The 24,468-nt window shown below is 70.8% G+C and carries 25 protein-coding genes; 17 read left to right on the forward strand and 8 right to left on the reverse strand.

Annotated elements, in window-relative coordinates; all coding sequences use genetic code 11:
* Nucleotides 1–29: 29 nt before the first annotated feature.
* The 8 genes from cysS to AB0F15_RS10385 all read left to right on the forward strand — a co-directional run bounded on the left by cysS (nucleotide 30) and on the right by AB0F15_RS10385 (nucleotide 7,814).
* Nucleotides 30–1,418 (forward strand): cysteine--tRNA ligase, encoded by a 1,389-nt coding sequence (gene cysS / locus AB0F15_RS10350; protein WP_360268229.1) that lies wholly within the window; start codon nucleotides 30–32, stop codon nucleotides 1,416–1,418.
* A 29-nt stretch (nucleotides 1,419–1,447) separates the two neighbouring features.
* Complete coding sequence (rlmB, locus tag AB0F15_RS10355; RefSeq protein WP_360268232.1) at nucleotides 1,448–2,404, forward strand: 23S rRNA (guanosine(2251)-2'-O)-methyltransferase RlmB; 957 nt, start codon at nucleotides 1,448–1,450, stop codon at nucleotides 2,402–2,404.
* 65 nt (nucleotides 2,405–2,469) lie between these two features.
* Nucleotides 2,470–3,903 (forward strand): MBOAT family protein, encoded by a 1,434-nt coding sequence (locus tag AB0F15_RS10360; protein WP_360268235.1) that lies wholly within the window; start codon nucleotides 2,470–2,472, stop codon nucleotides 3,901–3,903.
* Between the two features lie 75 nt (nucleotides 3,904–3,978).
* On the forward strand, nucleotides 3,979–4,584 hold the full coding sequence (locus AB0F15_RS10365; protein ID WP_360268238.1) for a histidine phosphatase family protein: 606 nt from the start codon (nucleotides 3,979–3,981) through the stop codon (nucleotides 4,582–4,584).
* 72 nt (nucleotides 4,585–4,656) lie between these two features.
* Nucleotides 4,657–5,238: a transglutaminase domain-containing protein gene (locus AB0F15_RS10370; RefSeq protein WP_360268240.1), complete on the forward strand. Its 582-nt coding sequence runs from the start codon at nucleotides 4,657–4,659 to the stop codon at nucleotides 5,236–5,238.
* Between the two features lie 182 nt (nucleotides 5,239–5,420).
* Nucleotides 5,421–6,434, forward strand: a complete 1,014-nt coding sequence (locus AB0F15_RS10375) for a hypothetical protein (RefSeq protein ID WP_360268243.1) — start codon at nucleotides 5,421–5,423, stop codon at nucleotides 6,432–6,434.
* Between the two features lie 2 nt (nucleotides 6,435–6,436).
* A complete protein-coding gene (locus tag AB0F15_RS10380) occupies nucleotides 6,437–7,075 on the forward strand; it encodes a hypothetical protein (protein WP_360268246.1) in 639 nt (212 codons plus the stop codon).
* A 73-nt stretch (nucleotides 7,076–7,148) separates the two neighbouring features.
* Entirely contained in the window at nucleotides 7,149–7,814 is a 666-nt protein-coding gene (locus AB0F15_RS10385) for an HD family phosphohydrolase (protein WP_360268248.1), read from the forward strand.
* Here AB0F15_RS10385 and AB0F15_RS10390 read toward each other — a convergent pair.
* Entirely contained in the window at nucleotides 7,811–8,461 is a 651-nt protein-coding gene (locus AB0F15_RS10390) for a class II aldolase/adducin family protein (RefSeq protein WP_360268604.1), read from the reverse strand. The two genes, AB0F15_RS10385 and AB0F15_RS10390, sit on opposite strands and share 4 nt — an antisense overlap.
* Before the next feature lie 145 nt (nucleotides 8,462–8,606).
* A complete protein-coding gene (locus tag AB0F15_RS10395) occupies nucleotides 8,607–9,491 on the reverse strand; it encodes a hypothetical protein (RefSeq protein ID WP_360268251.1) in 885 nt (294 codons plus the stop codon).
* Between the two features lie 211 nt (nucleotides 9,492–9,702).
* Between AB0F15_RS10395 and AB0F15_RS10400 the strand changes: the two genes are divergently transcribed.
* The gene (locus AB0F15_RS10400) at nucleotides 9,703–10,911 is read left to right on the forward strand and encodes a DUF445 domain-containing protein (RefSeq protein WP_360268253.1); all 1,209 of its coding nucleotides are present in this window, start codon (nucleotides 9,703–9,705) and stop codon (nucleotides 10,909–10,911) included.
* Nucleotides 10,912–10,980: 69 nt separating this feature from the next.
* Here AB0F15_RS10400 and AB0F15_RS10405 read toward each other — a convergent pair whose 3' ends face one another.
* From AB0F15_RS10405 to AB0F15_RS10415, 3 genes are read right to left on the reverse strand one after another with little or no spacing between them, the layout of a single operon-like run.
* Complete coding sequence (locus AB0F15_RS10405; RefSeq protein WP_360268256.1) at nucleotides 10,981–11,862, reverse strand: metal ABC transporter permease; 882 nt, start codon at nucleotides 11,860–11,862, stop codon at nucleotides 10,981–10,983.
* A gap of 3 nt (nucleotides 11,863–11,865) precedes the next feature.
* Entirely contained in the window at nucleotides 11,866–12,711 is an 846-nt protein-coding gene (locus tag AB0F15_RS10410; protein ID WP_360268258.1) for a metal ABC transporter ATP-binding protein, read from the reverse strand.
* A 2-nt stretch (nucleotides 12,712–12,713) separates the two neighbouring features.
* Entirely contained in the window at nucleotides 12,714–13,625 is a 912-nt protein-coding gene (locus tag AB0F15_RS10415; protein WP_360268261.1) for a zinc ABC transporter substrate-binding protein, read from the reverse strand.
* A 190-nt stretch (nucleotides 13,626–13,815) separates the two neighbouring features.
* Here AB0F15_RS10415 and AB0F15_RS10420 point away from each other — a divergent pair, with 190 nt between their 5' ends.
* From AB0F15_RS10420 to AB0F15_RS10440, 5 genes are all read left to right on the forward strand, one after another.
* The gene (locus tag AB0F15_RS10420; RefSeq protein ID WP_360268264.1) at nucleotides 13,816–14,916 is read left to right on the forward strand and encodes a LacI family DNA-binding transcriptional regulator; all 1,101 of its coding nucleotides are present in this window, start codon (nucleotides 13,816–13,818) and stop codon (nucleotides 14,914–14,916) included.
* A gap of 127 nt (nucleotides 14,917–15,043) precedes the next feature.
* A complete protein-coding gene (locus AB0F15_RS10425; RefSeq protein ID WP_013230422.1) occupies nucleotides 15,044–15,535 on the forward strand; it encodes a carbonic anhydrase in 492 nt (163 codons plus the stop codon).
* A gap of 46 nt (nucleotides 15,536–15,581) precedes the next feature.
* Nucleotides 15,582–16,532 carry a nucleotide disphospho-sugar-binding domain-containing protein gene (locus tag AB0F15_RS10430; protein WP_360268267.1) on the forward strand — a complete coding sequence of 317 codons (951 nt, stop codon included), beginning with the start codon at nucleotides 15,582–15,584 and terminating at the stop codon, nucleotides 16,530–16,532.
* Between the two features lie 9 nt (nucleotides 16,533–16,541).
* Nucleotides 16,542–17,417: an A/G-specific adenine glycosylase gene (locus AB0F15_RS10435; protein ID WP_360268270.1), complete on the forward strand. Its 876-nt coding sequence runs from the start codon at nucleotides 16,542–16,544 to the stop codon at nucleotides 17,415–17,417.
* Between the two features lie 63 nt (nucleotides 17,418–17,480).
* The gene (locus tag AB0F15_RS10440) at nucleotides 17,481–18,437 is read left to right on the forward strand and encodes an N-acetylmuramoyl-L-alanine amidase (protein WP_360268273.1); all 957 of its coding nucleotides are present in this window, start codon (nucleotides 17,481–17,483) and stop codon (nucleotides 18,435–18,437) included.
* 120 nt (nucleotides 18,438–18,557) lie between these two features.
* Here the strand turns inward: AB0F15_RS10440 and AB0F15_RS10445 are convergent, their stop codons facing one another.
* Nucleotides 18,558–19,304: an alpha/beta hydrolase gene (locus AB0F15_RS10445; RefSeq protein WP_360268276.1), complete on the reverse strand. Its 747-nt coding sequence runs from the start codon at nucleotides 19,302–19,304 to the stop codon at nucleotides 18,558–18,560.
* A gap of 75 nt (nucleotides 19,305–19,379) precedes the next feature.
* On the opposite strand from AB0F15_RS10445, the gene AB0F15_RS10450 reads away from it, so the two are divergent.
* Nucleotides 19,380–20,786: a M1 family aminopeptidase gene (locus AB0F15_RS10450; RefSeq protein WP_360268279.1), complete on the forward strand. Its 1,407-nt coding sequence runs from the start codon at nucleotides 19,380–19,382 to the stop codon at nucleotides 20,784–20,786.
* Here the strand turns inward: AB0F15_RS10450 and AB0F15_RS10455 are convergent.
* The gene (locus tag AB0F15_RS10455; protein ID WP_360268282.1) at nucleotides 20,772–22,160 is read right to left on the reverse strand and encodes an ATP-binding protein; all 1,389 of its coding nucleotides are present in this window, start codon (nucleotides 22,158–22,160) and stop codon (nucleotides 20,772–20,774) included. The two genes, AB0F15_RS10450 and AB0F15_RS10455, sit on opposite strands and share 15 nt — an antisense overlap.
* A 50-nt stretch (nucleotides 22,161–22,210) precedes the next feature.
* On the opposite strand from AB0F15_RS10455, the gene AB0F15_RS10460 reads away from it, so the two are divergent.
* Nucleotides 22,211–22,522 carry an antibiotic biosynthesis monooxygenase gene (locus AB0F15_RS10460; protein WP_331663276.1) on the forward strand — a complete coding sequence of 104 codons (312 nt, stop codon included), beginning with the start codon at nucleotides 22,211–22,213 and terminating at the stop codon, nucleotides 22,520–22,522.
* Nucleotides 22,515–23,342 carry a Sir2 family NAD-dependent protein deacetylase gene (locus AB0F15_RS10465; RefSeq protein ID WP_360268286.1) on the forward strand — a complete coding sequence of 276 codons (828 nt, stop codon included), beginning with the start codon at nucleotides 22,515–22,517 and terminating at the stop codon, nucleotides 23,340–23,342. The genes AB0F15_RS10460 and AB0F15_RS10465 overlap by 8 nt, the downstream gene beginning before the upstream one ends.
* On the opposite strand, the gene AB0F15_RS10470 is transcribed toward AB0F15_RS10465, so the two are convergent.
* The gene (locus tag AB0F15_RS10470; protein WP_360268289.1) at nucleotides 23,299–24,447 is read right to left on the reverse strand and encodes a hypothetical protein; all 1,149 of its coding nucleotides are present in this window, start codon (nucleotides 24,445–24,447) and stop codon (nucleotides 23,299–23,301) included. The two genes, AB0F15_RS10465 and AB0F15_RS10470, sit on opposite strands and share 44 nt — an antisense overlap.
* Between the last annotated feature and the right edge of the window lie 21 nt (nucleotides 24,448–24,468).

Genomic DNA, 24,468 nt, shown 5'->3' on the forward strand with positions numbered 1-24,468 from the left:
CGGCTCACGCCGACCCGTACCCTTTCAGGGTGGCCCTTCACCTTTTCGACACAGCGACCCGGAGCGTACGGGAGTTCCACCCCGTCCGTAGCGGAACGGCGTCGATCTACGTGTGTGGCGCCACCGTGCAGGGCGTTCCCCACATCGGGCACATCCGCGGCGCGCTGAACTACGACGTGCTGCGGCGCTGGCTGGTCCACAGTGGACTCGACGTGCTGCTCGTCCGCAACGTCACGGACATCGACGACAAGATCCTGACCAAGGCCGCCGAGCACGAGCGGCCCTGGTGGGAGTGGGCCGCCACGCACGAGCGCGCCTTCGAGGCCGCGTACGAGCAGCTGGGCTGCCTGCCCCCGTCGATCAACCCGCGCGCGACCGGGCACGTCACCCAGATGGTCGAGCTGATGGAACGCCTCATCGAGAGCGGCCACGGCTACGTCGCGGACGGCGACGTCTACTTCTCGGTGAAGTCGTTCGACGACTACGGCAAACTCTCCGGCCAGGTGCTGGAGGACGTCCAGCAGGGCGAGACGCCGACGCGCGGCAAGCGCGACCCGCGTGACTTCACCATGTGGAAGAGCGCGAAGCCGGGCGAGCCGTCGTGGCCGACGCCGTGGGGGCCGGGCCGGCCGGGCTGGCACCTCGAGTGCTCGGCGATGGCAACGGCGTACCTCGGCGCGGAGTTCGACATCCACGGCGGCGGGATCGACCTGATCTTCCCCCACCACGAGAACGAGCGCGCCCAGTCGAACGCGGCCGGTGACGGCTTCGCCCGCTACTGGCTGCACAACGCCTGGGTGACCATGGCCGGCGAGAAGATGGCGAAGTCGCTGGGCAACACCGTGTCGATCCCGGCGATGCTCGAGCGCTACCGGGCGCCGGAGCTGCGGTACTACCTCGTGCAGCCGCACTACCGCTCGAACATCGAGTACTCCGACGCGGCGGTCTCCGAGGCCGCGCAGGGCTACCGGCGGATCGAGACGTTCCTGCGCCGGGCCGCGGCCACCGGCGACGTCACGATCGGCTCGCTCCCGGCGGGGTTCGTCACCGCGCTCGACGACGACCTGGCCACCCCGCAGGCGTTCGCCGTGGTGCACACCACGGTGCGGGACGGTAACGCCGCCCTCGACGCGGGCGACACCTCCAAGGCACTCGAATTCGCCGCGGCCGTCCGCGCGATGACCGACGTGCTCGGTCTCGACCCGCTGTCCGCGCGCTGGTCCGAGGCGGGCGGTTCCGACACGCCCACCAAGCAGGCGCTGGCCGAACTCGTCGCAGGGCTGCTGGCCGAGCGCCAGCAGGCCAGGGCCGAGAAGGACTTCGCCCGCGCGGACGCCGCCCGTGACCGCCTCCACCAGGCGGGCATCGTGGTGGAGGACACCCCCAACGGTCCGCAGTGGACAGTCAAGTCGGACTGATTTCGCACCAACGCAAGGAAACTTTCACCATGGCAGGCAACTCGCGGCGCCAGGGCGCGATCCGCAAGACGGGCACCAAGAAGGGTGCCGTCGTCGGCTCGGGCGGTCAGCGCCGCAAGGCGCTCGAAGGCAAGGGCCCGACCCCGAAGGCGGAGGACCGCCCCGGGCACAAGGCGTACCGCTCGAACAACGCCGCGACCAAGCGCGACCAGGCGCGGCAGAAGAAGGCCGACAAGCCGGAGCTGATCGCCGGGCGCAACCCGGTGGTCGAGGCGCTGCGCGCGGACGTCCCGGCGACGGCGTTGTACGTCGCGCTGAACATCGAGGTCGACGACCGCGTGAACGACGCCGTCCGGCTGGCGGGCGACAAGGGCATCTCGATCCTGGAGATCCCGCGCGAGGAGCTGGACCGCAAGACGAACCGGGCCATGCACCAGGGTCTGGGTCTGCAGGTCCCGCCGTTCGAGTACGCCCACCCGGACGAACTGATGGCGGCGGCCCGCAACTCGGGCGAGGTACCGCTGTTCGTCGCGCTCGACGGCGTCACCGATCCGCGGAACCTGGGTGCGGTGATCCGCTCGGCGGCCGCGTTCGGTGCCCACGGCGTGCTGCTGCCGGAGCGGCGCAGCGCGGGCATGACGGCGGTGGCGTGGCGGACGAGCGCCGGCACGGCGGCGAAGCTGCCGATCGCGGTGGCGACGAACCTGACGCGGCAGCTCAAGGCGTGGGCGAACGACGGCCTGATGCTGGTCGGCCTGGACGCCGACGGTTCGGTCGGCATCGACCAGCTGGAGCTGGCGGCCGACCCGCTGGTCATCGTGCTGGGCTCGGAGGGCCGCGGTCTGTCGCGCCTGGTCCGCGAGACGTGCGACGCGACGGTGTCGATCCCGATGGCGGCCGGTGTGGAGTCGCTCAACGCCTCGGTGGCGGCCGGCGTGCTGCTCGCCGAGGTGGCGCGGCGGCGCCGGGCCGCCGGCCGGGTCTGAGTCCCGCGCACCACCCGGTCGGGTTAAGGTCACCCTCGGATAAACCCGAGGGGACCTGACCGCCGATGTCGTTCGTTTCGCCGCTCTTCCTGTGGTACTTCCTGCCGGCGGTGCTCATCGCCGTGCTGGTGTGTCCACGGAGCTGGCGCAACGGGATCATCGCGGTCGGCAGCCTGCTGTTCTACACGATCGGCGCCGGCGGATTCGTTTTCCTGCTGCTCGGCTGCATGGTCGTCAACTTCCTGGCCGGGCCGCTGCTGGCGCCGAGCCCGTGGGACGTCCACGGCGTGCGCCGGCGGCGGATCCTCGTCGCCGTGGTCTCGCTCGACGTCGCGGTGCTGCTGATCTGGAAGTACGCCGGGTTCGCCACGCAGCAGATCGCCGCTGTCGCGCACTGGTTCGGCGGCAGCGTGCCCGTCGCGAGCCTGGTGGTGCCGATCGGCATCTCGTTCTACACGTTCCACCACATCTCGTACGTGGTCGACATCTACCGCGGCGAGCGGCAGGCGCTGCGGAACCCGGTGTCGTTCGCCGCGTACATCGCGATGTTCCCGCAGCTGGTGGCCGGCCCGATCGTGCGGTACCGCGAGATCGCCGACCAGCTGCCGCAGCTGCGTTCGCACCGGCTCGACGACATCGCGGCGGGCTTCCCCCGGTTCGCGCTCGGGCTGTGCAAGAAGACGATCATCGCCGACTCGCTGAGCCCGCTGGTCGAGGCGTGCTTCAAGGTGCCCGCCGACCAGATGACGTTCGCGACGGCCTGGCTCGGCGCGATCGGCTACACCCTCCAGCTGTTCTTCGATTTTTCGGGCTATTCGGACATGGCGATCGGCCTCGGCCGCATGCTGGGCTTCCGCCTGCCGGAGAACTTCGCGCGGCCGTACTCATCGGTGACGATCACGGAGTTCTGGCGCCGCTGGCACATGAGCTTGAGCCGCTGGTTCCGCGACTACGTGTACATCCCCCTGGGCGGCAACCGCCACGGCGCGGGCCGCACGTACCGCAACCTCTGCACAGTGTTCGTGCTGACCGGCTTCTGGCACGGCGCGCAGTGGACGTTCCTGGTGTGGGGCTGCTACCACGGCGCGCTACTGGTGATCGAGCGCCGTTTCGGCTTGGACCTGGATCCGGCGGTCCGCTGGAAGCGCTACCTCCGCCGGGCCCTGACGATGCTGCTGGTGGTGGTCGGCTGGGTGTTCTTCCGATCCCCGGACCTGGGCCACGCACTGTCGATGCTGGGCCACATGCTGCTCCCCGACTTCAACGGCCTCGGCGCAGGCGTCGAGCAGGCGTTCACGAACCAGCGCCTGGTCCTGATGCTGGCGGCGCTGACGGTGTTCCTGCTGCCGGCCCACCCGGTGACGGGCCCCCTGCTGGAGTCGTCCCGCAGCCGCCCGGCCACGGCCCTGCGCATCGGCGTGATGACGGTGGGCCTGCTGTACGCGGCGATCCTGATCGCGACGGGAACGTTCAGCCCGTTCTTGTACTACCAGTTCTGATCCACCCGGCGGCGGCGCTCCGAACTCGATCACCCGATCAGTACGCGGGGGAGTCACCCGTGAAAACCTGACCCCGTGTTGACCACGCGGTACCTCTTCCTCACCCGCCACGGTGAAGCGGGGCCGGCCGGGAGACTCACCGAAGCCGGGCAGCGACAAGCCGTTCTGCTCGGCCGGCGGCTGCGGGATGTCCCCGTCACCTCGATCCACCACGGTCCCCTTCCGCGCGCCGCCGAGACCGCCCGGCTGATCGCCACCCAGCTTCCGGGCGTTCCTCTCCACGTCGACGACGCGGCGGACGACTTCGTCCCCTACACGCCGAAGCGCGAGGAACTCCCCGAGACCTCCGGCGATCTGCTGCTCGCCTTCGCGCGGCAGTTCCCACCCGCCGACGAAGAGCTCGCCGCCGAAGCCGAACGGCGGTTCAGCGGGCCCGTGCCGGGGGCCGAGGCGCGGTACCAAGTGCTCGTCACGCACAACTTCCTCGTCGGGTGGCTCGTTCGCGCCGCGCAGGACGCGCCGCCGTGGCGGTGGCTCACCTTCAGCCACGCCCACGCCGGGCTCACCGTCCTCCAGTACCCGCCGGGGCGGCCCGCCTCGCTGCTGACCTACAACGACCTGAGCCACCTGCCCGCCGAACTGCGCTGGACCGGCTTCCCTCCCGACTTCTACGTTCCGTAATCGGCAAACGCGGAGCGTGGCCACGCGGAAAATCCGTCTCGCCCGAATGGCCGAACCTGTCAGGATGCGCGGATGAGTCCCGTTCCGCGGCCCACCTCCGATCGGCTGAGCGATTACCTCGCCGCCGACGCCGTCGTCGATCACCGGCACCCGTCGATCCGCGCGCTGCTCGACAGCTTGCGGCCCGCCGGTAACGATTCCGTCGAACGTGCGAAAACCGCGTTCCGCTTCGTGCGGGACGAGGTCGAGCACGTCATCGACGCCGGGGATCCACGGGTCACCTGGCGGGCGTCGGACGTCCTGCGCGAGCGCGTCGGGATCTGCTACGCGAAGGCCCACCTGCTCGCCGCTTTGCTGCGGGCGCAAGGGATCCCGGCCGGCTTCTGCTACCAGGAACTGTCCGCGCTGCACGGGCTGAATGCCGTGTACCTGCACGGCAAGTGGGCACGGCTCGACGCCCGCGGCAACCGCACGGGCGCCTCCGGCGAGTTTTCGCTCGAGGAGGAAAAACTGGCCTGGCCGGTGGACGCGGCTCGCGGCGAGCGCGACCACCCGGAGATCCACCCGGCGCCCGCCCCGGTCGTCGTGGATTTCCTGATGACCGCCGCACCCGGGCCCCGCTGGTACGAAAAGGGGCTGCCGCACACAGTTTGATCATGTTTTCCGCTATTTCCGGAAAATCAGTCAACACGGTGAATTATTGCCCAGAGTGACGCCTGTCCGTCAGCTCTGTCCCCCGAACTTCTTATATCGCACACCCCCAGAGGCGCGTAAAGTGACTCCCCGCGCTCGAACAGACACTTTACGCATTCGTCCGTTCGGGTGGTTCGAGGGAGGTGAAGCACGTGGCCGCGGCTGGCGGACGCCTCCGCCGTACCCCACTGCAAGAGATCTTCTGGACCAGGACGAGCCTGCTCCTCACGGTGCTCCTCGTGGTCGCCGGCCTGAGCCTGTGGATCGCCGGCCTGATGGAACCCGGCACCGGGAAGAACCTGGTGACGTCGTTGGGCACCGGCACCCTGATCTCCGCGATCGTCGGGTTCGGCCAGACGCTGATCACCGCCAGCGCCTCGCAGCGGGCGCTGGTGACCCCGGTGATCGAGGAGAGCCGGCGCGCCCTCGAAGACCTCAGCGCCGAATACCGGGCGCTGAACAAGGAGTTCTTCCCCACCGACGTCTTCGAGGCGACCACCGACCCCGATCCCGCGTTCAACCGCGCGCTGATGGCCGATCTCGACGCGACCCGGCAGTACTTCTTCCGCGGTTTCTCCGGGCGGCACGCGGCCGCCCGGCTGTTGCTTTCCCGCACCGAACGGGAACTGCGGGCCGTCATCGCCGATCCGCGCGACGCGAGCTCGATCAGCGGGCGCGCCCGGTACCTGTTGCGCCGCGAGGCCGCCGACGTCGACTACGAACAGATCCAGACCCGGCTCGACGAAGAGATCCGGATCGGGCTCGTCGGCCTCTTCCTGGCGCGCAGCCGATGTGCGCAGGTCGACATCACCGTGGTCGCCGACCCGCCGCTGGACCGGCTCGAAATGTTCGACGACAGCGTGTGGGTGTCGCTCTACAGCGACGTCCGCGGCGCCACGAAGCTGTACCCGCGGTCCCTGCGATTCACCGAAGGCTCCTTCCTCTACAACATGGAACGCGCCGAATTCGTGCGCGTCTCGCAATCCCGGACCGGCCGCCACTTCCGCATCACGTCCGCGACGACGCGGACGGATTTCCTGGCGCTGTTCGAGAAGATCACCGGATCCCCGTTGTCCGAGGAGCAGTTCCGCGAGCTGGAGGGCAAGTTCCACGCCTTCCGCGCGGAGTTCTCCGCAGTCGCCGAGCTAGGGAGCTGACCTTGCTCACCCGCCTGTCCCCCCTCTCCGAACTGGCCACGCGCCTGCGCACGGCCAGGTTCCCGCTCGCCGCGGACTGGCGCGCGGTCGACGGCTGGTTCCGGCCGTGGGCCACCGAGCCCGGGTTACGGGACGAGCTGCGCACGCAGCTGCGCACGCTGTCCGCCGCGCAGGCGGCCAAGGTGCTGCGCTCGTCACGGGAAACGACCACCCACTTCGCCTGGTGCCTGCTCGATTCGCCGGCCGACCCGTTCTCCTTCTGGCTGCACGAATACAAGGCGCAGCAGGATTGGCGGGAGGGGTACGCGGATTCCGTGCACAACCACAGGTACCACTTCTGCACCACGATTCTCCGTGGTGCCTACCTGCACGAGCGGTACGAGACGACGATCGACGCAGGAACCGGCCTGATCTCGTCCGCGCGGTTGCGCCGCCGGACGCGGTGCGCGGCCGGGGTGTGCGCCACCATGCTGGCCGACGAATTCCACCGGATCCCGGAGGCGGCCACCGGAACGATGACTTTCCTCGTGAAATCACGCCCCGTGAGCAGTTTCAGTTTGTCTTTCGACCCGGCCAGCGGAATCGGCCATCGTCACGTTCCGGTAGAGGACCGATTGGGGGACTTGGCCGACCGCATCTAGCTACACACCGGCGTCAGCGGCGCTTACCATTACTCCACCCGTCTGAACCCCACGGCCGGGATGGGAGAGGTGTATGCGCACGCAGGAAGGCACGATCGACCACGCCATTGTCGACGCCGTCGTCGGTGCCGTCGAAAGAAGGGTCCACCGGCTCTGCCGGCAGCACGCCGACCGGCTGCCGTTCCACGGCTGGCACCACGTCAATTTCGTCCGCACGAAGGCGGCCGGTTTCGCCCGGCACAACGGGGCCGACCCCGCGGTGGTGGAAGTGGCCGCGCTGGTGCACGACGTCAACTACCTGGTGCTCCGGAACTCGCCCGCCGCCGCGGGGCAGAGCCTGCGGCTCGAAATCCTCGCCGAGTGCGGCGTCTCCGCGCCCATCGCTCGGTGGATCGACGAGATCATCGACGAGGCGGAAATGGCCACGCGCGGCCGGGACATTTCCCTGGAAGCGCAGGCCCTGAGCGACGCGGACACGTTGTTCAAGGCGCTGCCGGTGACGCCGGTGGTGCTGGCGCACCGGTACCTGCGCGAAAACGGGCTGAGCCTGCGCGAACTGGCGCACAAGATCGTCGGCGAGCAGTGCGACGTCCACGACGAGGGGTACTACTTCTACAACCCGGAGGCGGCCGCGACGTACTCGCGGTGGGCGACGGCGAACCTGCAGCTGTGGCGGTGCATCAAGGAGGCGGTCGACGACCCGACGGTGGTCGAACTGCTGGACGCGGTCGCTTCCTAACCCTGCCCGTAACCGCGCAACCGCTCGACGACGTTGGCGACCTCGGGCGCCGGCAGCAGGCTGGGCCGGCCGGCGCTCTGCGCGAGCAGCCACACGCGGCAGGCCCATTCGAGCTGCTGGGCGCGGTGGTAGGCGGCCTCGAGGCCGTCGCCGTAGGTGAGGGTGCCGTGGTTGGCCAGCAGGCAGCCACGGCGCCCTTCCAGCGCTTCCAGCACGGCGGCGGCGAGTTCCGGCGTGCCGTAGGTGGCGTAGCGCGCGACGCGCACCGACGGGCCGATCGTGGCGACGATGTAGTGGATCGGCGGCACCTCGCGCACGAGCGTCGACACGGCGGTGGCGTGCGGCGAGTGCGTGTGGACGACGGCGGTCACCGGCTCACCGTCCGGGTCCCGGACGTCCCAGTACACGGACAGGTGCATCGGCAGCTCGCTGGTCGGCTTGAGCGAGCCGTCGACCACCGCACCCCCGAGATCGACGACCGGGATGTCGGCCGGGGTCAGGCTCGAGTAGGCGACGCCGGTCGGGGTGACGGCGACGAGATCGCCAGCCCGCAGGGAGACGTTCCCGGACGTGCCGACGACCAGGCCGTCACCGACCATCCGGCGCGCGTAGGCGCAGACGGCGGCCCGCTCGGCCTCGAGGATCATGCGCGGGGTCCCGTCTCGTGAGCTCACGCCCACCACTCTGGTCCACGCGCAGCCCCCACGCGTCCCGGGGGGTCTCCCTGTCCGGTCTATCGGCCCTGGGCTGCACCGCCGGAAATCTGTGGACAACCCGAGCCGATGTGGATGACTAGGCCTTCGCCGGAGCCTTCGCAGCCGACGCGGCCGGGACCGGCGTGGGCTTCCGGTCCCCGTTCGAGGGAGCCTCCTCGACCGGGGCCAGCAAGCGCATCGCCTCCTGGACGGCCACGTCCGTCGCCGCGATCCGCTCGGCGACCTTCGACCGCAGGTCCAGGGCCAGTTTCCGGTTCTGGTCGGCCGTGGCCTGCTGCTCCTTCGCCGAAGCCAGCGCCGCCTCCGTCTCGTTCTTCTTGCGCGCGAACTCCTCCTCGAAGTCCTTCTTCCGCCGGGCCAGCTCGGCCGACGCCACCCGGTCCGCCTCGGCGCGGGCGGCCGCCGCCTCGGCCTCGGCCTTGGTGTCCGCTTCCTTGCGGGCGCGCTCGGCCGCCGCGGCCAGCTCGACCCTCTTCGCGCCCGCCGCCACGTTCAGCTTCTCGATTTCGCTCTTCGCCTCCGACAGCAAGCGCGCACGCTCCTCCTCCGCGTCCTTCGCCAGCTTGTCGGCCGTGCGGCGGGTCTCGTGCGCGTACTTGTCCGCCTGCTCGCGGGTGGACGCCGCGTCGGCTTCGGCGGCCGAACGCAGGTCGGCGATCTCCTCCTCGGCGAGCTGCATCATCATCCGGACGCGCTCGGCCATCGCGCCCGCGCCGGACGGGCTCGAGCTCATCCTGGCCAGCGCGGCCTTCGTCTCGGCCAGCTCCTTCTGCGCGTACGAGAGGGCCTTCGTGAGGTCCGAGGACGTCGCGACGGCGTCGTCCCGGTTGCGGGACGTCTCGCGAAGCTCCTTGTTCAGCTCGGCGAGACGCTCGTCGACCTGGCGCTGGTTGTAGCCGCGGACACCCACGGCGAACTGGGCTGTCTTCGGAGCGGGCTGGGGCTTCTCAGGCGCGACCATCGGGCCACCTTAATGAGCCGGGGTCCGTGGAGACGTACCGCCAAACGGATGCATCACGAATTCGGGAACCCCCGGTGACGCATGGCATCGTGACCGCAGTTGACCAGCGGTTGACGCGCGAAGGCCACTGTGGACATCCCGGCCGTCCGCACGGACGCCCGCGTACACCAGCCGGTACGGTTTCGATCTCGGCACGGCGAGGGAGGTCGGAATGGACGCTGTCCTGCACGACCTCGCCCTGCACTGGCCCCTGTACGCGGCGATGCCGTTCGTCGCGGCGCTGATCGGGTACGTGACCAAGCGCGTCGCCATCGAAATGATGTTCCGGCCGCTGGACTTCATCGGGATCCCGCCGCTGCTCGGCTGGCAGGGCGTCGTCCCGAAGCACGGCGGGCGGATGGCCGCGGTCGCGACCGAGCTGCTGACGGCGAACCTGCTCGACCTGAAAGAGGTCTTCGGGCGGATCGACCCGGTGATCATCACGAGCGAGCTGGAACAACCGCTGCTGCGGGCGGTCGGCCACACCGCGCGCGAGGTGCTGGCCGAGCACCACCCGCGGCTGTGGGAGGTGCTGCCGACGCTCGCGCAGGAGATGCTGATCAAGCAGGTCCAGGCCTCGGCGCCGCGGCTGGTGCGGGACTTCCTCGACGACGTCCGCGAGAACCTCGACGAGGTGCTGGACGTCCAGCACATGACCGTGCAGCAGCTGACCCGCGACCGCGCGCTGCTGGTGCGGCTGATCCGCGAGACGTCCCGCCCGGAGATGGCGTTCATCGCGCGGATGGGGGTCTACTTCGGCTTCGGGCTGGGCCTGGTCCAGACGATCGTCTGGGCGTTCACGCGCGAGCCGTGGGTGCTGCCGCTCTTCGGCGGGGTCATCGGGCTGTGCACGGACTGGCTGGCGATCAAGCTGATCTTCGTCCCGCGCGAGCCGGTCCGCGTGGGCCGGGTGATCCTGCAGGGCAAGTTCCAGCGCCGCCGGGCCGAGGTGGCGCGGCAGTACGGCGAGCTGATCGCGACCGAGGTCCTGACGGTCCGGAACCTCCTGGACGCGGTCCTGCGCGGCCCCCGCGCCGACCGGCTGGCGGCACTGGTCGAGCACCTCGTTTCGGAGACGGTCGACGCGCAGGTGCCGCTGGCCCGGACGGTGGGCGGCACGCGCCTGCGGGAGATGAAGCACGCCGCCGCGGTGAAGGCGCTGGCGCAGCTGCCCGACACGGCGCGGTACGCCGAGGGCTACCTGACCGAGGCGATGGACGTCGCGAAGGTCATCGAGCAGCGGATGCTGGCCTTGACGCCGCTGGAGTTCGAAGGGCTGTTGCGGCCGGCGTTCCGGCAGGACGAGTGGAAGCTGGTCGCCGTCGGCGGGGTGATCGGGTTCCTGGTCGGGGAGCTGCAGGTCCTGCTGATGCTCGGCTGAGAAGCGGCACTTTCACGTGAAAGCTACGGTTTGCGTCACAAAGCGTAGCTTTCACGTGAAAGTGCCGCCTCAGACTGCGGCGGCGAGGTCGGGGGCCGGGTCCACCGACCGGACCCGGCTCCGGCGGTCGCGCTGCCAGGCGAGGACCCGGCACACCACGTAGATCAAGAACGAAATCGCCGTCACGAACGCACTCACCGGCAGGCCGGGGGCCAGCGAGAGCACGATCCCGCCGATGGCCGACACCTCGGCGAACACGACCGAGAGCACCGTGGCCTTCCACGGCGAGGCCGTCACGCGGGCGGCGGCCGCGGCGGGCGTCACCATCAGCGCCACCACCAGCAGCGAGCCGACCACCTTCACGCTCAACGCCGTCGAGACCCCCACCAGCAGCGCGAACACCACCGTCAGCGTCTTCACCGGGACCCCGCGCGCCACCGCCACGTTCCGATCCACCGACGCGAACAGCAGCGGCCGGTACACCAGCGCCAGCACCGCCAGCACCACCGCCGACGACGCCACGAACAACGTCAGGTTCGTCGAGTCGATCGTGATGATCTGGCCGGTGAGGATGCCGAACTTGTTCCCGGAGCGTCCTTTGTAGAACGACAGGAACAGCACGCCCATGCCGAGGCCGAACGAGAGGATCACGCCGATCACCGAGTCGCGGTCGGCGTCGCGCGCGCCGAGGATGCCCAGCAGCAGGGCCGCCACCACCGCGCCGATCAACGCGCCGTACTCGACGCCGATGCCGAGCAGCAACGCCGCCGCGCCGCCGGTGAACGCCAGCTCCGACGTGCCGTGCACGGCGAACGACATCCGCCGCATCACGATCAGCGGGCCGAGCACGCCGGCCACCAGGCCGAGGATCGCGGCCGCGAGCAGCGCCGTCTGCACGCCGTCGAGCTCGGTGATCAGTTCCCAGGTCTTGCCGAAGTCGAACAGATCCAAGACTCAGCCCACTTGTTCTTCGACGTCGTGTTCGTGGTGGTGCGGCTCCCCCTCGCACAACGCGCTCTGCGCGCCCGCGATGTGGATCTGGCCGCCGACCTTGAGCACCTCGACACGGGTGCCGTACAGCTGCGAAAGCGTCTCGGTGGTCATGACCTCGTCCGGTTTGCCGATCCGGAACTGGCCGTTGACCAGGTACAACACACGGTCGACGAACGGCAGCACCGGGTTGATCTCGTGCGTCACGAACAGCACGGCCGTGCCCGCCGACTGTCGCCGCTCGTCGATCAGCTCGCTGATCGCGCGCTGGTGCGCGAGGTCGAGTGACAGCAGCGGCTCGTCGCACAGCAGCACCTCGGGGTCGCCGACCAGGGCCTGCGCCACCCGCAGCCGCTGCTGCTCGCCACCGGACAACCGGCCGACGGGCTGTTTCGCGTACCGCGTGGCCCCCACCGCTTCGATCGCTTCGGAAACCCGGCGGCGGCGTGCCGCCATGCCGGCCAGCCCGAAACCCCAGCGGTGCCCGTCGAGGCCCAGCCCGACCAGGTCGACGCCGCGCAGCGTCAGCGACTCGTCGATCGCGCGCTGCTGCGGGATGTAGCCGATCTTGCGGTTCGCGCCGCCCGGGCGGCCGCCCGCGATCTCGACCGAGCCCGCCGACAGGTCCTGCATGCCGAGCAGCGCCTTGAGGAAGCTGCTCTTGCCGGAACCGTTCGGGCCGAGCACGGCGAGGAACTCCCCCGGCTCGACGACGAGCTCCAGCCCGGACCAGAGGGTGCGGGCGCCGAACGCGAGTCCCGCGCCACGGACCCGGACCGCGGGCCGTACGTCGTCCGATACGGGTGACATGGCTACTTCAACGCCCCAGCCAGCTCGTCGACTTCCCCGGTCATCCAGCCAATGTAGTCCGTCACACCCGCGGGAAGCGTTTCGGTCACGTCCACCACGCCGATACCGGCGGCCTTCGCCTGCGCGACGACGTCCTGGGTCAGCGGCGTCACCGTCTGCGCGTTGTTGATCAGGGCCTTGACCTGCTTGGTCGCGATGAGCTGCCGGTAGGCGCCGACGGCGTCGGCCGGGACGTCGGTGTCGTTCTCCACCGCGTCCGAGAACGCCTTCGGCGTCGCGTCGGTGATCTTCGCGCTCGCCAGCAGGTAGTGCGCGACCGGCTCGGTGACGACGACCTTCGTGCCCGGGCGGGTGGCGCCGAGCTCGCCGAGCCGCTTCTCGAGCGCGTCGACCTTCGCCTTGAACGCGGTCGCGTTGGCGTCGAACTGCTGCTTCGCCGCCGGCCGGAGCTCGCCGAGCCGGGCCGCGAGCTGGTCGGCGACCTTGCCGACGCCCGGCAGGTCGTACCAGACGTGCTCGTTCTCGTCGCCGGTCGCGGCGATGTCGTAGGCGACGAGCTTCTTGGCGTCGCCCGCCTGGCCGGTGAGCTTGCCGAAGAACTCGTCGTAGCCGCCGCCGTTGGACAGCAGCAGCTGCGCGCCCTTCGCCGCGAGCGCGTCGTCCGCCGTCGTCTCGTACGAGTGCGGGTCGGCCGACGGGTCGTGGATGATCGACTTGACCGCCACCTGGTCGCCGCCGACGGCGCTGACCACGCTGCCCCAGACGTCGGTCGACGCGACGACCTCGATCTTGCCGTCGCTGCCCGCCTGCGCGCCGCCGCCGTCGGAGGAGGTCCCGCCGGAGCACGCGGCCAAAGCGAACACGGACAGGGCCGAAGCGGCGGCGAGCACGCTCCTGGTGCGGCGGGAACTCATCTGAAGAACTCTCCCTGAAGGACACTGAACTGCTAATGGAAACCGTTGTCAGATTCACCTTACCCCATCCGGATGACTTTCTGTCCAGCAGCTGCCGCTTTGGTGTATGCACCTCCGCGCATGCGGATCGAGACATCGACCACGCGGAGTGTCTCTTCAGGAAACCGATCTGAACCGTTACGGTTTGCTGATGGGACGTCCTATTCGCACCCGGAGGCAGGCGACACTGGCGTCGCTCGCGGCGGAGCTCGGTGTGTCCAGGACCACGGTGTCCAACGCCTACAACCGGCCGGACCAGCTGTCCCCGGAACTGCGCCGCCGGGTCCTCGAGACCGCGCGGCGGCTCGGCTACCCCGGACCCGACCCCGTCGCCCGCTCCCTGCGCACGCGCCGGGCGGGTGCGGTCGGCCTGCTGCTCACCGAGAACCTCTCCTACGCCTTCCGCGACCCCGCCGCCGTCGGCGTGCTCGAAGGACTGGCCCTGGCCTGCGAAGACGCCGGCGTCGGCCTGCACCTCGTGCCGGCCAGCCCGGGCCGCGAAGACGTCGCCGCGGTGCACCGCGCGGGCGTCGACGGCTTCGTCGTCTACTCCGTGCCGGACGACGACCCGCACCTGGCCGCCGTGCTGGAGCGGCCGGTGCCGACGGTGATCATCGACCAGCCGAGCATCGAGGGCATCGACCGCGTCGGCCCGGACGACGCCGCCGCGGTCGGCAAGATCGCCGAGCACCTGGTCTCCCTCGGGCACCGGCAGGTCGGCGTGATCTGCATGCGGCTGGCCCGCGAACGCAACGACGACTTCGTCTCCGCGACGCGCCAGAGCGGCGCGCACTTCCACGTGCAGCGCACCCGGCTGGAGGCGCTGGCTGCCGCGTTCTCGGCGGCGGGCGTCGACTGGGCGGGTGTCCCGGTGGTCGAGCGGTTCGACCACACGGTGGACGACGGCGCGTCCGCGGCCCGCCAGCTGCTGGACGCGTACCCGCAGATCACGGCGGTGATCTGCACCTCGGACATCCTCGCGCTCGGCACCATGGCCGAGGCCGAGCGGCGCGGGCTGCGGGTGCCGCAGGACCTCACCGTCACCGGCTTCGACGGCATCGCCGAAGCCGAGCGGATCGGCCTCACCACGGTCCACCAGCCGGTCCTGGAGAAGGGCAAGACGGCCGGGCGGCTGCTGCTCAGCTCGGGTGAGCGCAGCGCGCCCAAGACGATCACCCTGCCGACCGAGCTGCGCATCGGGCGGACGTCGGCGCCGCCGCGGACGGTCGAGGAGCCGTGGTTCGGGGGCTGACCTCGTGACATTGCTCGTACTACGTTGCCCAGTGACATTGCCCGTACCGCGTTGCTCAACGGGGCACTGACCCGGTCAAATGGAGGGGTACGCCCGCGCCGCGGGGCCACTGGCCGGAAGGTGACCGATGACCTCGATCGACGTACTGCTCAAGCGCAACCAGGAACTCGGCGAGGTCACGCCCGGTGACCGGTCGTCCCCGAAGCCGTCACTGCAGGTGGCCGTCCTGACCTGCATGGACGCCCGGATCCGGGTGTTCGAGCTGTTCGGCCTGCTGCAGGGCGAGTCGCACGTCCTCCGCAACGCCGGCGGCGTGGTGACCGACGACATGATCCGCTCGCTGGCCCTTTCGCAGCGCAAGCTCGGCACCCGCGAGGTGCTGATCGTCCAGCACACCGAGTGCGGCCTCTCGATGGTCACCGAGGACGACTTCAAGGACGAGCTCGAGAGCGACACCGGGCTGCGGCCGACGTGGTCGGTCGAGGCGTTCCGCAACGTCGAGAACAGCGTCCGGACGTCGGTGGAGCGGGTGCGGCGCAGCGCCTACCTGCCGCACACGGAGAACGTCCGCGGCTTCGTCTACGACGTGAAGACCGGGAAGCTCACCGAGGTCCAGTAGGCTATCGTTCCCATTCAGATGTTCTGGACATCCGAATGGGAAGAGCATGCGCATCCTCTTTGCCGGGCTCGCGTCGGCCGGCCACACGTACCCGATGGTCCCGCTCGCGCTCGCGGCGCGGGACATCGGGCACGAAGTGCACTTCGCCGCCGGTGAGCACGTCCACCCGCCGCTGCGGCGGCTCGGGCTCAACCCGTTCCGGCCCGCGGATTCGTTCTACGAGATCTACGCCGAGGATCTCGAGCCGGACCTGGCGCGGCTGCGGCCGGACCTGGTCGTGCACGGGTGGGGCGTCCCGGAGGTGGCCGTCGCGGCGCGGCGCGCCGGGATCCCGGCGCTCTGGCACGGGTTCGGCCGGATGTTCCCGCGCGACATCGGGTTCGAGCGCCCCGACGGCGGCGTGCACCTCGACATCTGCCCGCCGTCGTTGCAGGAGGCGGACTTCCTCGCGACCGCCGGGCGCATCCCCCTGCGTCCCGTTCCGTTCTCCGAGCCGGGCGACTTCCGGGGGCCGCTGATCTACCTGACCCTCGGCACCGCCTTCGGCACCCCGGAGGTGCTCACGACGGCAATCCGGGGGCTGGCCCCCCTCGGCGTGCCCCTCGTGGTGGCCACCGGACGGGTGCCTCCCGAAGACCTCGGCCCCGTGCCGGACCACGTCACCCTGCGGGCCTGGGTGCCGCAGGCGGCGGTGGTGCCGCACGCCGATCTCGTCGTGCACCACGGCGGCAGCGGCACCACGCTCGGCGCGCTCGCCGCCGGCGTCCCGCAGCTGGTCCTGCCCCAGGGCGCCGACCAGTTCGCCAACGCCGAAACGCTCCTCGCCGCGGGTGCCGCACTGCGTCTCCTGCCCGGCGAACTGAGCGCGGACGCCGTGACCGAACAGGCCGGGAAAGCGCCTTCCCTCCGCGACGCGGCCCATGCGCTGGCCGAGGAGATCGCCGCCATGCCCGCTCCGGAGGAAGTGGCGCGCGAGCGCCTGGCCGAGGTGAAGTAGCCTCCCCGCGTGGCTGTGGACGCTGACGTACTGCTCGACTGGTTCTCCACGCACGGCCGGGACCTGCCATGGCGCGAGCCTGCCTGCTCGGCCTGGGGCGTCCTGGTCAGCGAAATCATGCTGCAGCAGACGCCGGTCGCGCGCGTGCAGCCGATCTGGCACGAGTGGATGGCGCGCTGGCCGGTGCCCTCGGCGCTGGCCGCGTCATCCCAGGGCGAGGTCGTCCGGGCGTGGGGCAAGCTCGGATACCCGCGGCGCGCCCTGCGGCTCCACGAGGCCGCCGGGGTCATCGCCGAGGAGCACGGGGACATCGTTCCGTCCGATGTGGACACTCTGCTCGCGTTGCCCGGCATCGGCGCCTACACCGCGCGCGCCGTCGCCGCGTTCGCCTACGGGCGCCGCGCGCCGGTGGTCGACACGAACGTCCGGCGGGTCGTCGCGCGGGCGGTACACGGGGCCGGTGACGCCGGACCCGCGTCCAACACCCGGGACATGGCCGACGTCGAGGCGCTGCTGCCTGCCGAAGACGCGCCGGCCGCGAAGTTCTCCGCCGCGATCATGGAACTCGGCGCGCTGATCTGCACCGCGCGCGCCCCGAAATGCGCCGATTGCCCGATCTACGCCGACTGCGCGTGGCAGCACGCCGGGCGACCCGAGTACGCCGGGCCGGCCAAGCCGGTGCAGCGGTACGCGGGCACCGACCGGTACGTCCGCGGGCGGCTGCTCGACGTGCTGCGCGGCACCGAAGGCCCGGTCGACAAGGCCCGCCTCGACCTCGTCTGGCACGACGTCGGCCAGCGCGACCGCTGCCTGGACTCCCTGCTGGTCGACGGCCTGCTCGAGCAGACCCGCGACGGCCTCTTCGCCCTCCCAGGTGAACACTAACGCGCTACAACCAAAGTTGGTCAATAGTTGTCATTGGCGCGTTCCGGAGTTACCGTTTCACGTATGGTCACTGTTGACCGCCGGACCCTGCTCAAGGCGGGGGTGACCGCGACCGCGGCCGGCGCACTGGGGATGACGACCACGGGGACGGCCACGGCGGCCGTGCCTGCTCCGACGATCCACCCGACGTCCGAGTGGGGCGCCCGGCCCGCCACGGGCACGATCGTGGTGGAGAACCACAAGCCGACGTACATCGTCGTGCACCACGCGGTCGACCCGCCGATGAACGACGACTTCTCGCTGGCGCGCGCGTTCTACGTCTCGCGGTTCATCCAGAACCTGCACATGGACAAGAACGGCTGGATCGACAGCGGCCAGCAGTTCACGAACAGCCGCGGCGGGTACCTCACCGAAGGCAGGCACCGCAGCCTGGAGATCCTGCGCGGCGGCACGCGGCACGTGCAGGGCGCGAACGTCGGGAACCACAACAGCGAGGTCATCGGCATCGAGAACGAAGGCCTGTACAGCACGGTGGACGTGCCGCCGGCGCTGTGGAACTCGCTGGTGTCGCTCGTCGCCTACATCGCGCACCAGTACGGCATCGCCCCGGAGTTCATCAAGGGCCACCGCGACTTCAACTCGACCGAGTGTCCCGGCCAGGTGCTCTACAACCGGCTGCCCGAACTGCGGACCGCCGTCGGCCGCGTCCTCGGCGTCGCGGTGGCGCGTTCCGAGGCCGGGTGGCCGCTGCTCAAGCCGGGCGACACGGGCAAGAAGGTCCAGCTGGCGCAGCAGTTCCTGCGCGCGTCCGGCTTCGGCGTACCCGCCGACGGCGTGTTCGGGCAGTCCACAAAGGACGCGGTGACCGCGTTGTCCGTTCAGGCCGGTTTGCCGCGCGACACTTGCCGGGCCGCGCGCGCGGCCGGCGAAACCGGCTTCCTCGGCGCGGACGTCTGGCCCCTGATCGTCCCGTCCGGCCGCTCGACGGCGGCCTGGCGAGCGGACCTCGCCCGCACCTGACAAAGCGGCACTTTCACGTGAAAGTGCCGCCCCCAGGTGGGCGCTTTCACGTGAAAGCTACGGCGAGGGGGTCGGTGCGCCGGGCTCAACGGCGCGCACGGTGCACCGTCCCTCTCGCCGTCAGCGGGCCAGGACCTGGGAGAGGAAGGCTTCGACGGCGCCGCGGTAGGTCTCCGGGGCCTCGTCGTGCGGCAGGTGGGCCGTGCCCGGCACCACGAGGTGGCGAGCGCCCGGGACCCGGCCGGCGACGAGCGCCTGCTGGCCCGGCGGCATCGCCGTGTGCTCGCCCTCGACCAGCAGCAACGGGCAGCGGATCGCCTCGACCACGGACCAGTAGTCCCGGCGGCCCCATTCGGCGGCGATGACGTACAGGTCCTCGAGGTCCGCGACCAGGTGGAAGCCGTCCTCGCGTTCCTCGACGCAGTCCGCGAAGTACTCGCCCGCGTCGCCGAAGAACTCCCGGACGTGGTCGAGCGACTTGAACGGGACCGGCCAGCTCTCGAAGTACCCGCGCCAGGTCTCCACGGTCCGGCCGCGCTGGTCCGGCGCGAAGTCCTCGGACACGACCGCGCGCACCAGCTCCGGGTACCGCGCGGCGGTCGCCCACGCGTGCAGGCCACCCATCGAGTGCCCGATCAGCACCGCCGGGCCCGCGTCGAGCGTCCGCAGCGCTTCGGCGATGTCGTCGGCGAAGCGCTCGGTCGTCCACGGCCCGACGCGCGGCCCGTTGCCGTGGCCCCGCGCGTCCAGGCCGTACACCGCGCCGTAGGGCCGGAGCCACTCCGCGACCCGCCACCACGTCCGCGCCCGGCCCATCAGGCCGTGCAGCAGAACGATCGGCACACCGCTGCCGCCGAAACAGAGCACGGGGCCACCTAACCACAAAACCCCTGGTGCGGAACGTGACGAAGTGATCGCAATCCATCACCTATGGTGGTTGGCATGCGCCGCCGACTCACCGCCCTCGCCGTCAGCGCCGCGGTGATCCTCGCCGCGGCGTGCGGTGGTGACGCCGTCACGGCGGCGCCCCCACCGCCGCCCCTGCACCCGCTTCCGGGCGCGTCCGGGGCCGGCGATCCGTACTACCCGGACGACGGCAACGGCGGTTACGACGCCCTCGGCTACCAGGTCGACGTCAGGTACGACCCCCCGAGCGGGCACCTCGACGGCGACACGACGGTGACCGCGAAGGCCACCCAGGACCTGAGCCGGTTCGACCTCGACCTGCGGGGACTGGACGTGCACCGCGTCGAGATCGACGGCAAGCCGGCGCGGTTCAGCCGCGAGAAGGCGTTCGAGCTGGTCGTCACACCGCCGGAACCGATCCGGGCCGGGACGGCCTTCCGCACGCGGGTGACCTACGGCGGCGACCCGGCGAAGACCCCGCGCGACGGCGGCAGCGAGAACGGCTGGAAGCACTCGGCCGACGGCGGCGCCTACATGGTCGGCGAGCCGCACTCGGCGGCGTTCTGGTACCCGGTGAACGAGACCCCGCGCGACAAGGCCACCTTCACGCTCACCGCGCACGTCCCGGCCGGGTGGACCGTCGTCTCCAACGGCCGTGAAGGCCCGCCGGGCACCTGGACCGAGGCCAACCCGGTCGCGAGCTACCTGACCACGATCGCCATCGGCAAGTTCGGTGTCGACAGGTCGACATTGCCGGACGGCACCCCGGTGGTCTCGGCGTACGCGCCGGGCGCCGAAGCCCGCCGCGCGATCGGCGACCGCCTGCCGGAGGTGCTCGGCTTCCTGGCCACCAAGTTCGGGCCGTACCCGCAGTCGGCGGCGGGCGGCATCTTCCTGAACGAGGACGTCCCCTTTTCGCTCGAGACGCAGACCCGGCCGACGTACGCGAAGTGGGCCGACCTGCCGACGCTGGTGCACGAGAACGCCCACCAGTGGTTCGGCGACTCGGTGTCGCTGCGGGACTGGTCCGATGTCTGCCTGAACGAGTGCTTCGCGTCGTACTCGCAGTGGCTGTGGGCCGAGCGCGAGGGTCAGAACCTGGACGACCGCTACCGCGCGGCCATCGAGATCACCCACGCCAGCACCGACTTCTGGGCGCAGAAGCTGGTCGGTATGGGTCAGGGGCACGAGTTCGAAGGCGTCTACAACAAGGGCATCCTGGCGCTGCACGCCCTGCGCCGCGAAATCGGCGACCCCGCGTTCGGCCGGCTGCTGCGCGAGTGGCCGTCCCGGTTCCGCCACGGCAACGCGACCTGGAGCGACTTCGAGGCGATGGCGACGCGGATCGACGGCAAGAACCTGCGGCCGTTCTTCGACACCTGGTTCCGCGGCACGAAGCTCCCGGCCGACGCCGACCTCTTCCCCGGCTCACTGCGTAGCTGAACTGCCCAGCAACGACCGCGTCAGCGCACTCCGCGCGTTCTTCATCTCCCGCAAGGCCGTCGTCAGCTCCAAGTCGCCGATGACGACGTCCTCGTCCGGACGCGCGCCCAGTGCCCGCAACGACGCTCGCCGCATGAGTTCCTTCGCGAACGATGCCGTGATCCCCGCGGTCGCCTCGACGATCGGGCCGAGGTCCGCCGTCAGCTCCAGACCACGCGAGTACAGGCGAAGCAGTGCTTCGCGCCCGGCCGCGTCCGGCAGCGGGATCTCGACCGCGAGGTCGACGCGGCCCGGGCGGTCCGCGAGAGCCTTCTCCAGCTCGCCGGCCCGGTTGGTGGTGAGCAGGAACGTGACGTCGGCGTCGCCGCCCACGCCGTCCATCGCGTCGAGCAGGGTGAACAGCAGCGGCTGGACCATCGGCCCGTAGCTGCGGTCCTGCGCGATCAGATCGACGTCCTCGAGCACGACCACGCTCGGCTGCAGCCGGCGTGCCAGCTCCGCGGCCTTGCCCACGAGCTTCATCGCCGTGCCGGTCAGGATGATCACCGTGGTGTCCGGCAGGCGGCCCATCAGGTAGCGGACCGTGTGCGTCTTGCCGGTGCCGGGCAGGCCGTGCAGCAGCAGCCCGCGCTTGAGGTGCTGGCCCGCGGCCAGCAACCGCTCTCCGTGTTCGGCGATGCCGATCGTGTGCCGCTCGATCGCGTCGAGCACACCGTCCGGCAGCACGACCTCCTCGCCGGTCAGCCTCGGCCGCGGCAGGAACGTGAGCAGCTCGTTGCCGCGGTGCTCGCTGGTGCCGAAGGCCAGCACCTGCCCCCGCAGGAGGTCGTGCTCGGCCATCAGCCGCTCGACGCGGTCGCGCACTTCGGTGGCCGTCGCCCGCGACGTCGCGAGGACCTCCAGCCGGCACTGCTCGAGCCCCCACTGCGGGGTCGCGCCGCGGATGGCGAGCAGCACCGGCTCGCCGCCCGGCGCGCTCGTGCCGACCAGCCCCAGCTGGACGGCTTCGGTCGCGTCGTCCGGACCGGTCGCCGTCGTCGTGTAGTCCACCGCGCCGAGTTCGTACATCCCTTGCCTGCGCGCGATGGCGAGCATCCCGATCAGGTCTTCGTGCGTGCGCTGGCCGCCCGCGATGCCGAACCACGCCACGGCCGTGCCGTGCTCGGCGAGGTAGGCGTCGACCCCGCGCTGGATGTTGGCGTGCTCCCACATCGGCCAGTTGCGGGTGACGACCACCACCTCCGGCAGCGGTGCCCCCAGGTGCCCGGTCACGCGCCCGATCAGTTCGTTCTTCTGACCGCCCGCCACCTCGTCGGCGGTGGCACGGACGATCCGGGCGATATCGGTGGCGAGGTCGCGCTCGATGCTCCCCATGTCTCCCACAGTGGCACGGATCACACCCGGCAGCCAACTAGTCTGGAGCCATGAGTGTCGTGAAGATCAACGCGATCGAGGTTCCCGAGGGTGCCGGACCCGAGCTGGAGAAGCGGTTCGCCGCCCGCATGCACGCGGTCGACCAGCAGCCGGGTTTCCTCGGGTTCGAACTGCTGCGGCCGGTTTCCGGCGAGACGCGCTACTTCGTGTACACGAAGTGGGAGACCGAGGAGCACTACCAGGCGTGGGCGACGGGCGGCCCGGCCGCGGCGGCGCACTCGGGCGAGCGGGCCAAGCCCGTGTCCACCGGGGCGAACCTCCTGGAGTTCGAGGTCGTCCTCGGCTCGAAGCCGGGTGAGTGAGCTCGCCAGGGCCGCGGAGCTCCTGGACAGCGCCGGCGCGCTCCTGATCTGCGCCGGCGCCGGCATGGGCGTCGACTCCGGCCTGCCCGATTTCCGTGGCGGAGAAGGGTTTTGGCGCGCGTATCCGCCGTACGCCCGGCTCGGGCTGCGGTTCGAGGAGCTCGCCGACCCACGACACTTCGCCGACGACCCCGAGCTGGCCTGGGGTTTCTACGGCCACCGGCTGCAGCTGTACCGGAACACGGTGCCACACGACGGTTTCCGGCTGCTCCTCTCGCTGGGCGCGGAACTGCCCGGCGGCGTCCGGGCCTTCACGTCCAACGTGGACGGCCAGTTCCAGCGGGCGGGCTTCGGGTTCGTCGCCGAGGCGCACGGCTCGATCCACCACCTGCAGTGCCTCGCCGGCTGCTCGCCGGACATCTGGCCGGCTGACGGCGTCACCGTGTCGATCGACCCGGAAACGATGCGCGCGGTGCCGCCGCTGCCGTCGTGCCCCCGCTGCGGCGGGCTCGCACGGCCCAACATCCTGATGTTCGGCGACCACGACTGGGTACCGGACCGCAGCCAGGCCCAGCTCGACGAGCTGACGGCGTGGCGCCGGACGGCCCGCGACCTCGTGGTCGTGGAGCTGGGCGCGGGACAGGCGGTCCCGACGGTCCGCCGCTACGCCGAACTGGCCAGCGCGGCGACCGGGGCGTTGATCCGCATCAACCCGCGAGAACCGGAGATCCGCCACGGCCGCGGGGTGTCGATCGCGGCCGGCGCCCTCGAAACGCTCACGACGCTGGCCGCAGCCAGAGATCGCGGTTCCCGGCGATGAGCACCCGGCCGTCGGCCAGGGTCGCCGCCACCCGCACCGGGGATTCGGAGCAGCCCAGCTCCCCACGCTGCCAGCCCTGGCCGGCCCGGACCAGCACGGACGAACAGTAACGCCGGTTCTGCTTGTCCTGCAGTGGTTCGGTATCCTGCCCGGCCAGCACCGGAGTGCCGTGCGCGTCCAGCGTGCCCGCCACGATCCCGCCGGGACCCGGAGTATCCACTGTGGACCACGCGCCCGGCTTGCCGGTGAGCACGAACGGTTTCCGCGAGAAGCCGTTCGAGACCTCCCCGTAGAGCAACCACTGCCCGCCGACGGGCAGGATCCCGTACACCAGCGTTTCATCCGGCGACGGCGTCGGCAGCTCCGACACCGTCCAGCTGCCGCCGCTGTCGTGGGACGCCCAGATCTGCAGGTGCGGTCCGGAGAACCCGGCGGCGAGCAGTTCCGGCCCGGCCGCCGCCACCGACCAGGGCCCGTTAGCGCCGTCCACCCCGGCGGTGACCGGCATGACGACCGTGCGTTCCGTCTCGCCTTCGTTGTCCGACACCCACGCCACCGGCCGGGTCGTCCGCCCGTCGAGGAACGCCGTGCCGACGGCCACGAGGTTGCCGCCCGAACGCGCCAACGCCGTCGTTTCGCGCTGACCGCGCAGGTCACCGAGCTCGGTGACCGTGCCGTCGGCGTCCCGGCGGGCGAACTTCGAGTGGACGCCGATCACCGAGCCGGCCGGCCCGGGCACCGACGCCACCGCGGGCAGGCCACCGCCGCGCCAGCCGCCCCTGATCGCTTCCGGGCCGGATCCGCCGGTGCCGACGCCAGGGTCGATCCGCAACGTCGTGCAGCCCGCGTCGCCGGTCCAGTTCGCGTTGACATCGCGGTAGCCGTTCGAATAGTTGCCGAGGCCCAGCACGCACCCGCCCACCGGAACCAGGGCCTTCAGCCCGACGTTCGAGGCCACCCAGTCGCCGTCGGCCGGGAACTGCACCGCGCCGGCGTGCGCCGCGAAGCCGAGGGCACTCCTCGGGCCGTCCGCCGTCGAGGCCGCGGGCTCCCCGCAGGCGGCGGCGACGAGCAGGACCAGGGCAAGCGGCACGAGTCTTCGCATACCGGTCAGCTTGCCAGCGAA

It is taken from the genome of Amycolatopsis sp. NPDC026612, assembly GCF_040638285.1.
GTDB lineage: Bacteria > Actinomycetota > Actinomycetes > Mycobacteriales > Pseudonocardiaceae > Amycolatopsis.

Coding starts and splice junctions, on each gene's coding strand:
- AB0F15_RS10410 (WP_360268258.1), bottom strand. CDS start 12,711: ATGTCACCCGTATCGGACGACGTACGGCCCGCGGTCCGGGTCCGTGGC.
- rlmB (WP_360268232.1), top strand. CDS start 1,448: ATGGCAGGCAACTCGCGGCGCCAGGGCGCGATCCGCAAGACGGGCACC.
- AB0F15_RS10395 (WP_360268251.1), bottom strand. CDS start 9,491: ATGGTCGCGCCTGAGAAGCCCCAGCCCGCTCCGAAGACAGCCCAGTTC.
- AB0F15_RS10470 (WP_360268289.1), bottom strand. CDS start 24,447: ATGCGAAGACTCGTGCCGCTTGCCCTGGTCCTGCTCGTCGCCGCCGCC.
- AB0F15_RS10440 (WP_360268273.1), top strand. CDS start 17,481: ATGGTCACTGTTGACCGCCGGACCCTGCTCAAGGCGGGGGTGACCGCG.
- AB0F15_RS10400 (WP_360268253.1), top strand. CDS start 9,703: ATGGACGCTGTCCTGCACGACCTCGCCCTGCACTGGCCCCTGTACGCG.
- AB0F15_RS10425 (WP_013230422.1), top strand. CDS start 15,044: ATGACCTCGATCGACGTACTGCTCAAGCGCAACCAGGAACTCGGCGAG.
- AB0F15_RS10420 (WP_360268264.1), top strand. CDS start 13,816: ATGGGACGTCCTATTCGCACCCGGAGGCAGGCGACACTGGCGTCGCTC.
- AB0F15_RS10415 (WP_360268261.1), bottom strand. CDS start 13,625: ATGAGTTCCCGCCGCACCAGGAGCGTGCTCGCCGCCGCTTCGGCCCTG.
- AB0F15_RS10450 (WP_360268279.1), top strand. CDS start 19,380: ATGCGCCGCCGACTCACCGCCCTCGCCGTCAGCGCCGCGGTGATCCTC.
- AB0F15_RS10360 (WP_360268235.1), top strand. CDS start 2,470: ATGTCGTTCGTTTCGCCGCTCTTCCTGTGGTACTTCCTGCCGGCGGTG.
- AB0F15_RS10430 (WP_360268267.1), top strand. CDS start 15,582: ATGCGCATCCTCTTTGCCGGGCTCGCGTCGGCCGGCCACACGTACCCG.
- AB0F15_RS10390 (WP_360268604.1), bottom strand. CDS start 8,461: ATGATCCTCGAGGCCGAGCGGGCCGCCGTCTGCGCCTACGCGCGCCGG.
- AB0F15_RS10370 (WP_360268240.1), top strand. CDS start 4,657: ATGAGTCCCGTTCCGCGGCCCACCTCCGATCGGCTGAGCGATTACCTC.
- AB0F15_RS10455 (WP_360268282.1), bottom strand. CDS start 22,160: ATGGGGAGCATCGAGCGCGACCTCGCCACCGATATCGCCCGGATCGTC.
- AB0F15_RS10385 (WP_360268248.1), top strand. CDS start 7,149: ATGCGCACGCAGGAAGGCACGATCGACCACGCCATTGTCGACGCCGTC.
- AB0F15_RS10460 (WP_331663276.1), top strand. CDS start 22,211: ATGAGTGTCGTGAAGATCAACGCGATCGAGGTTCCCGAGGGTGCCGGA.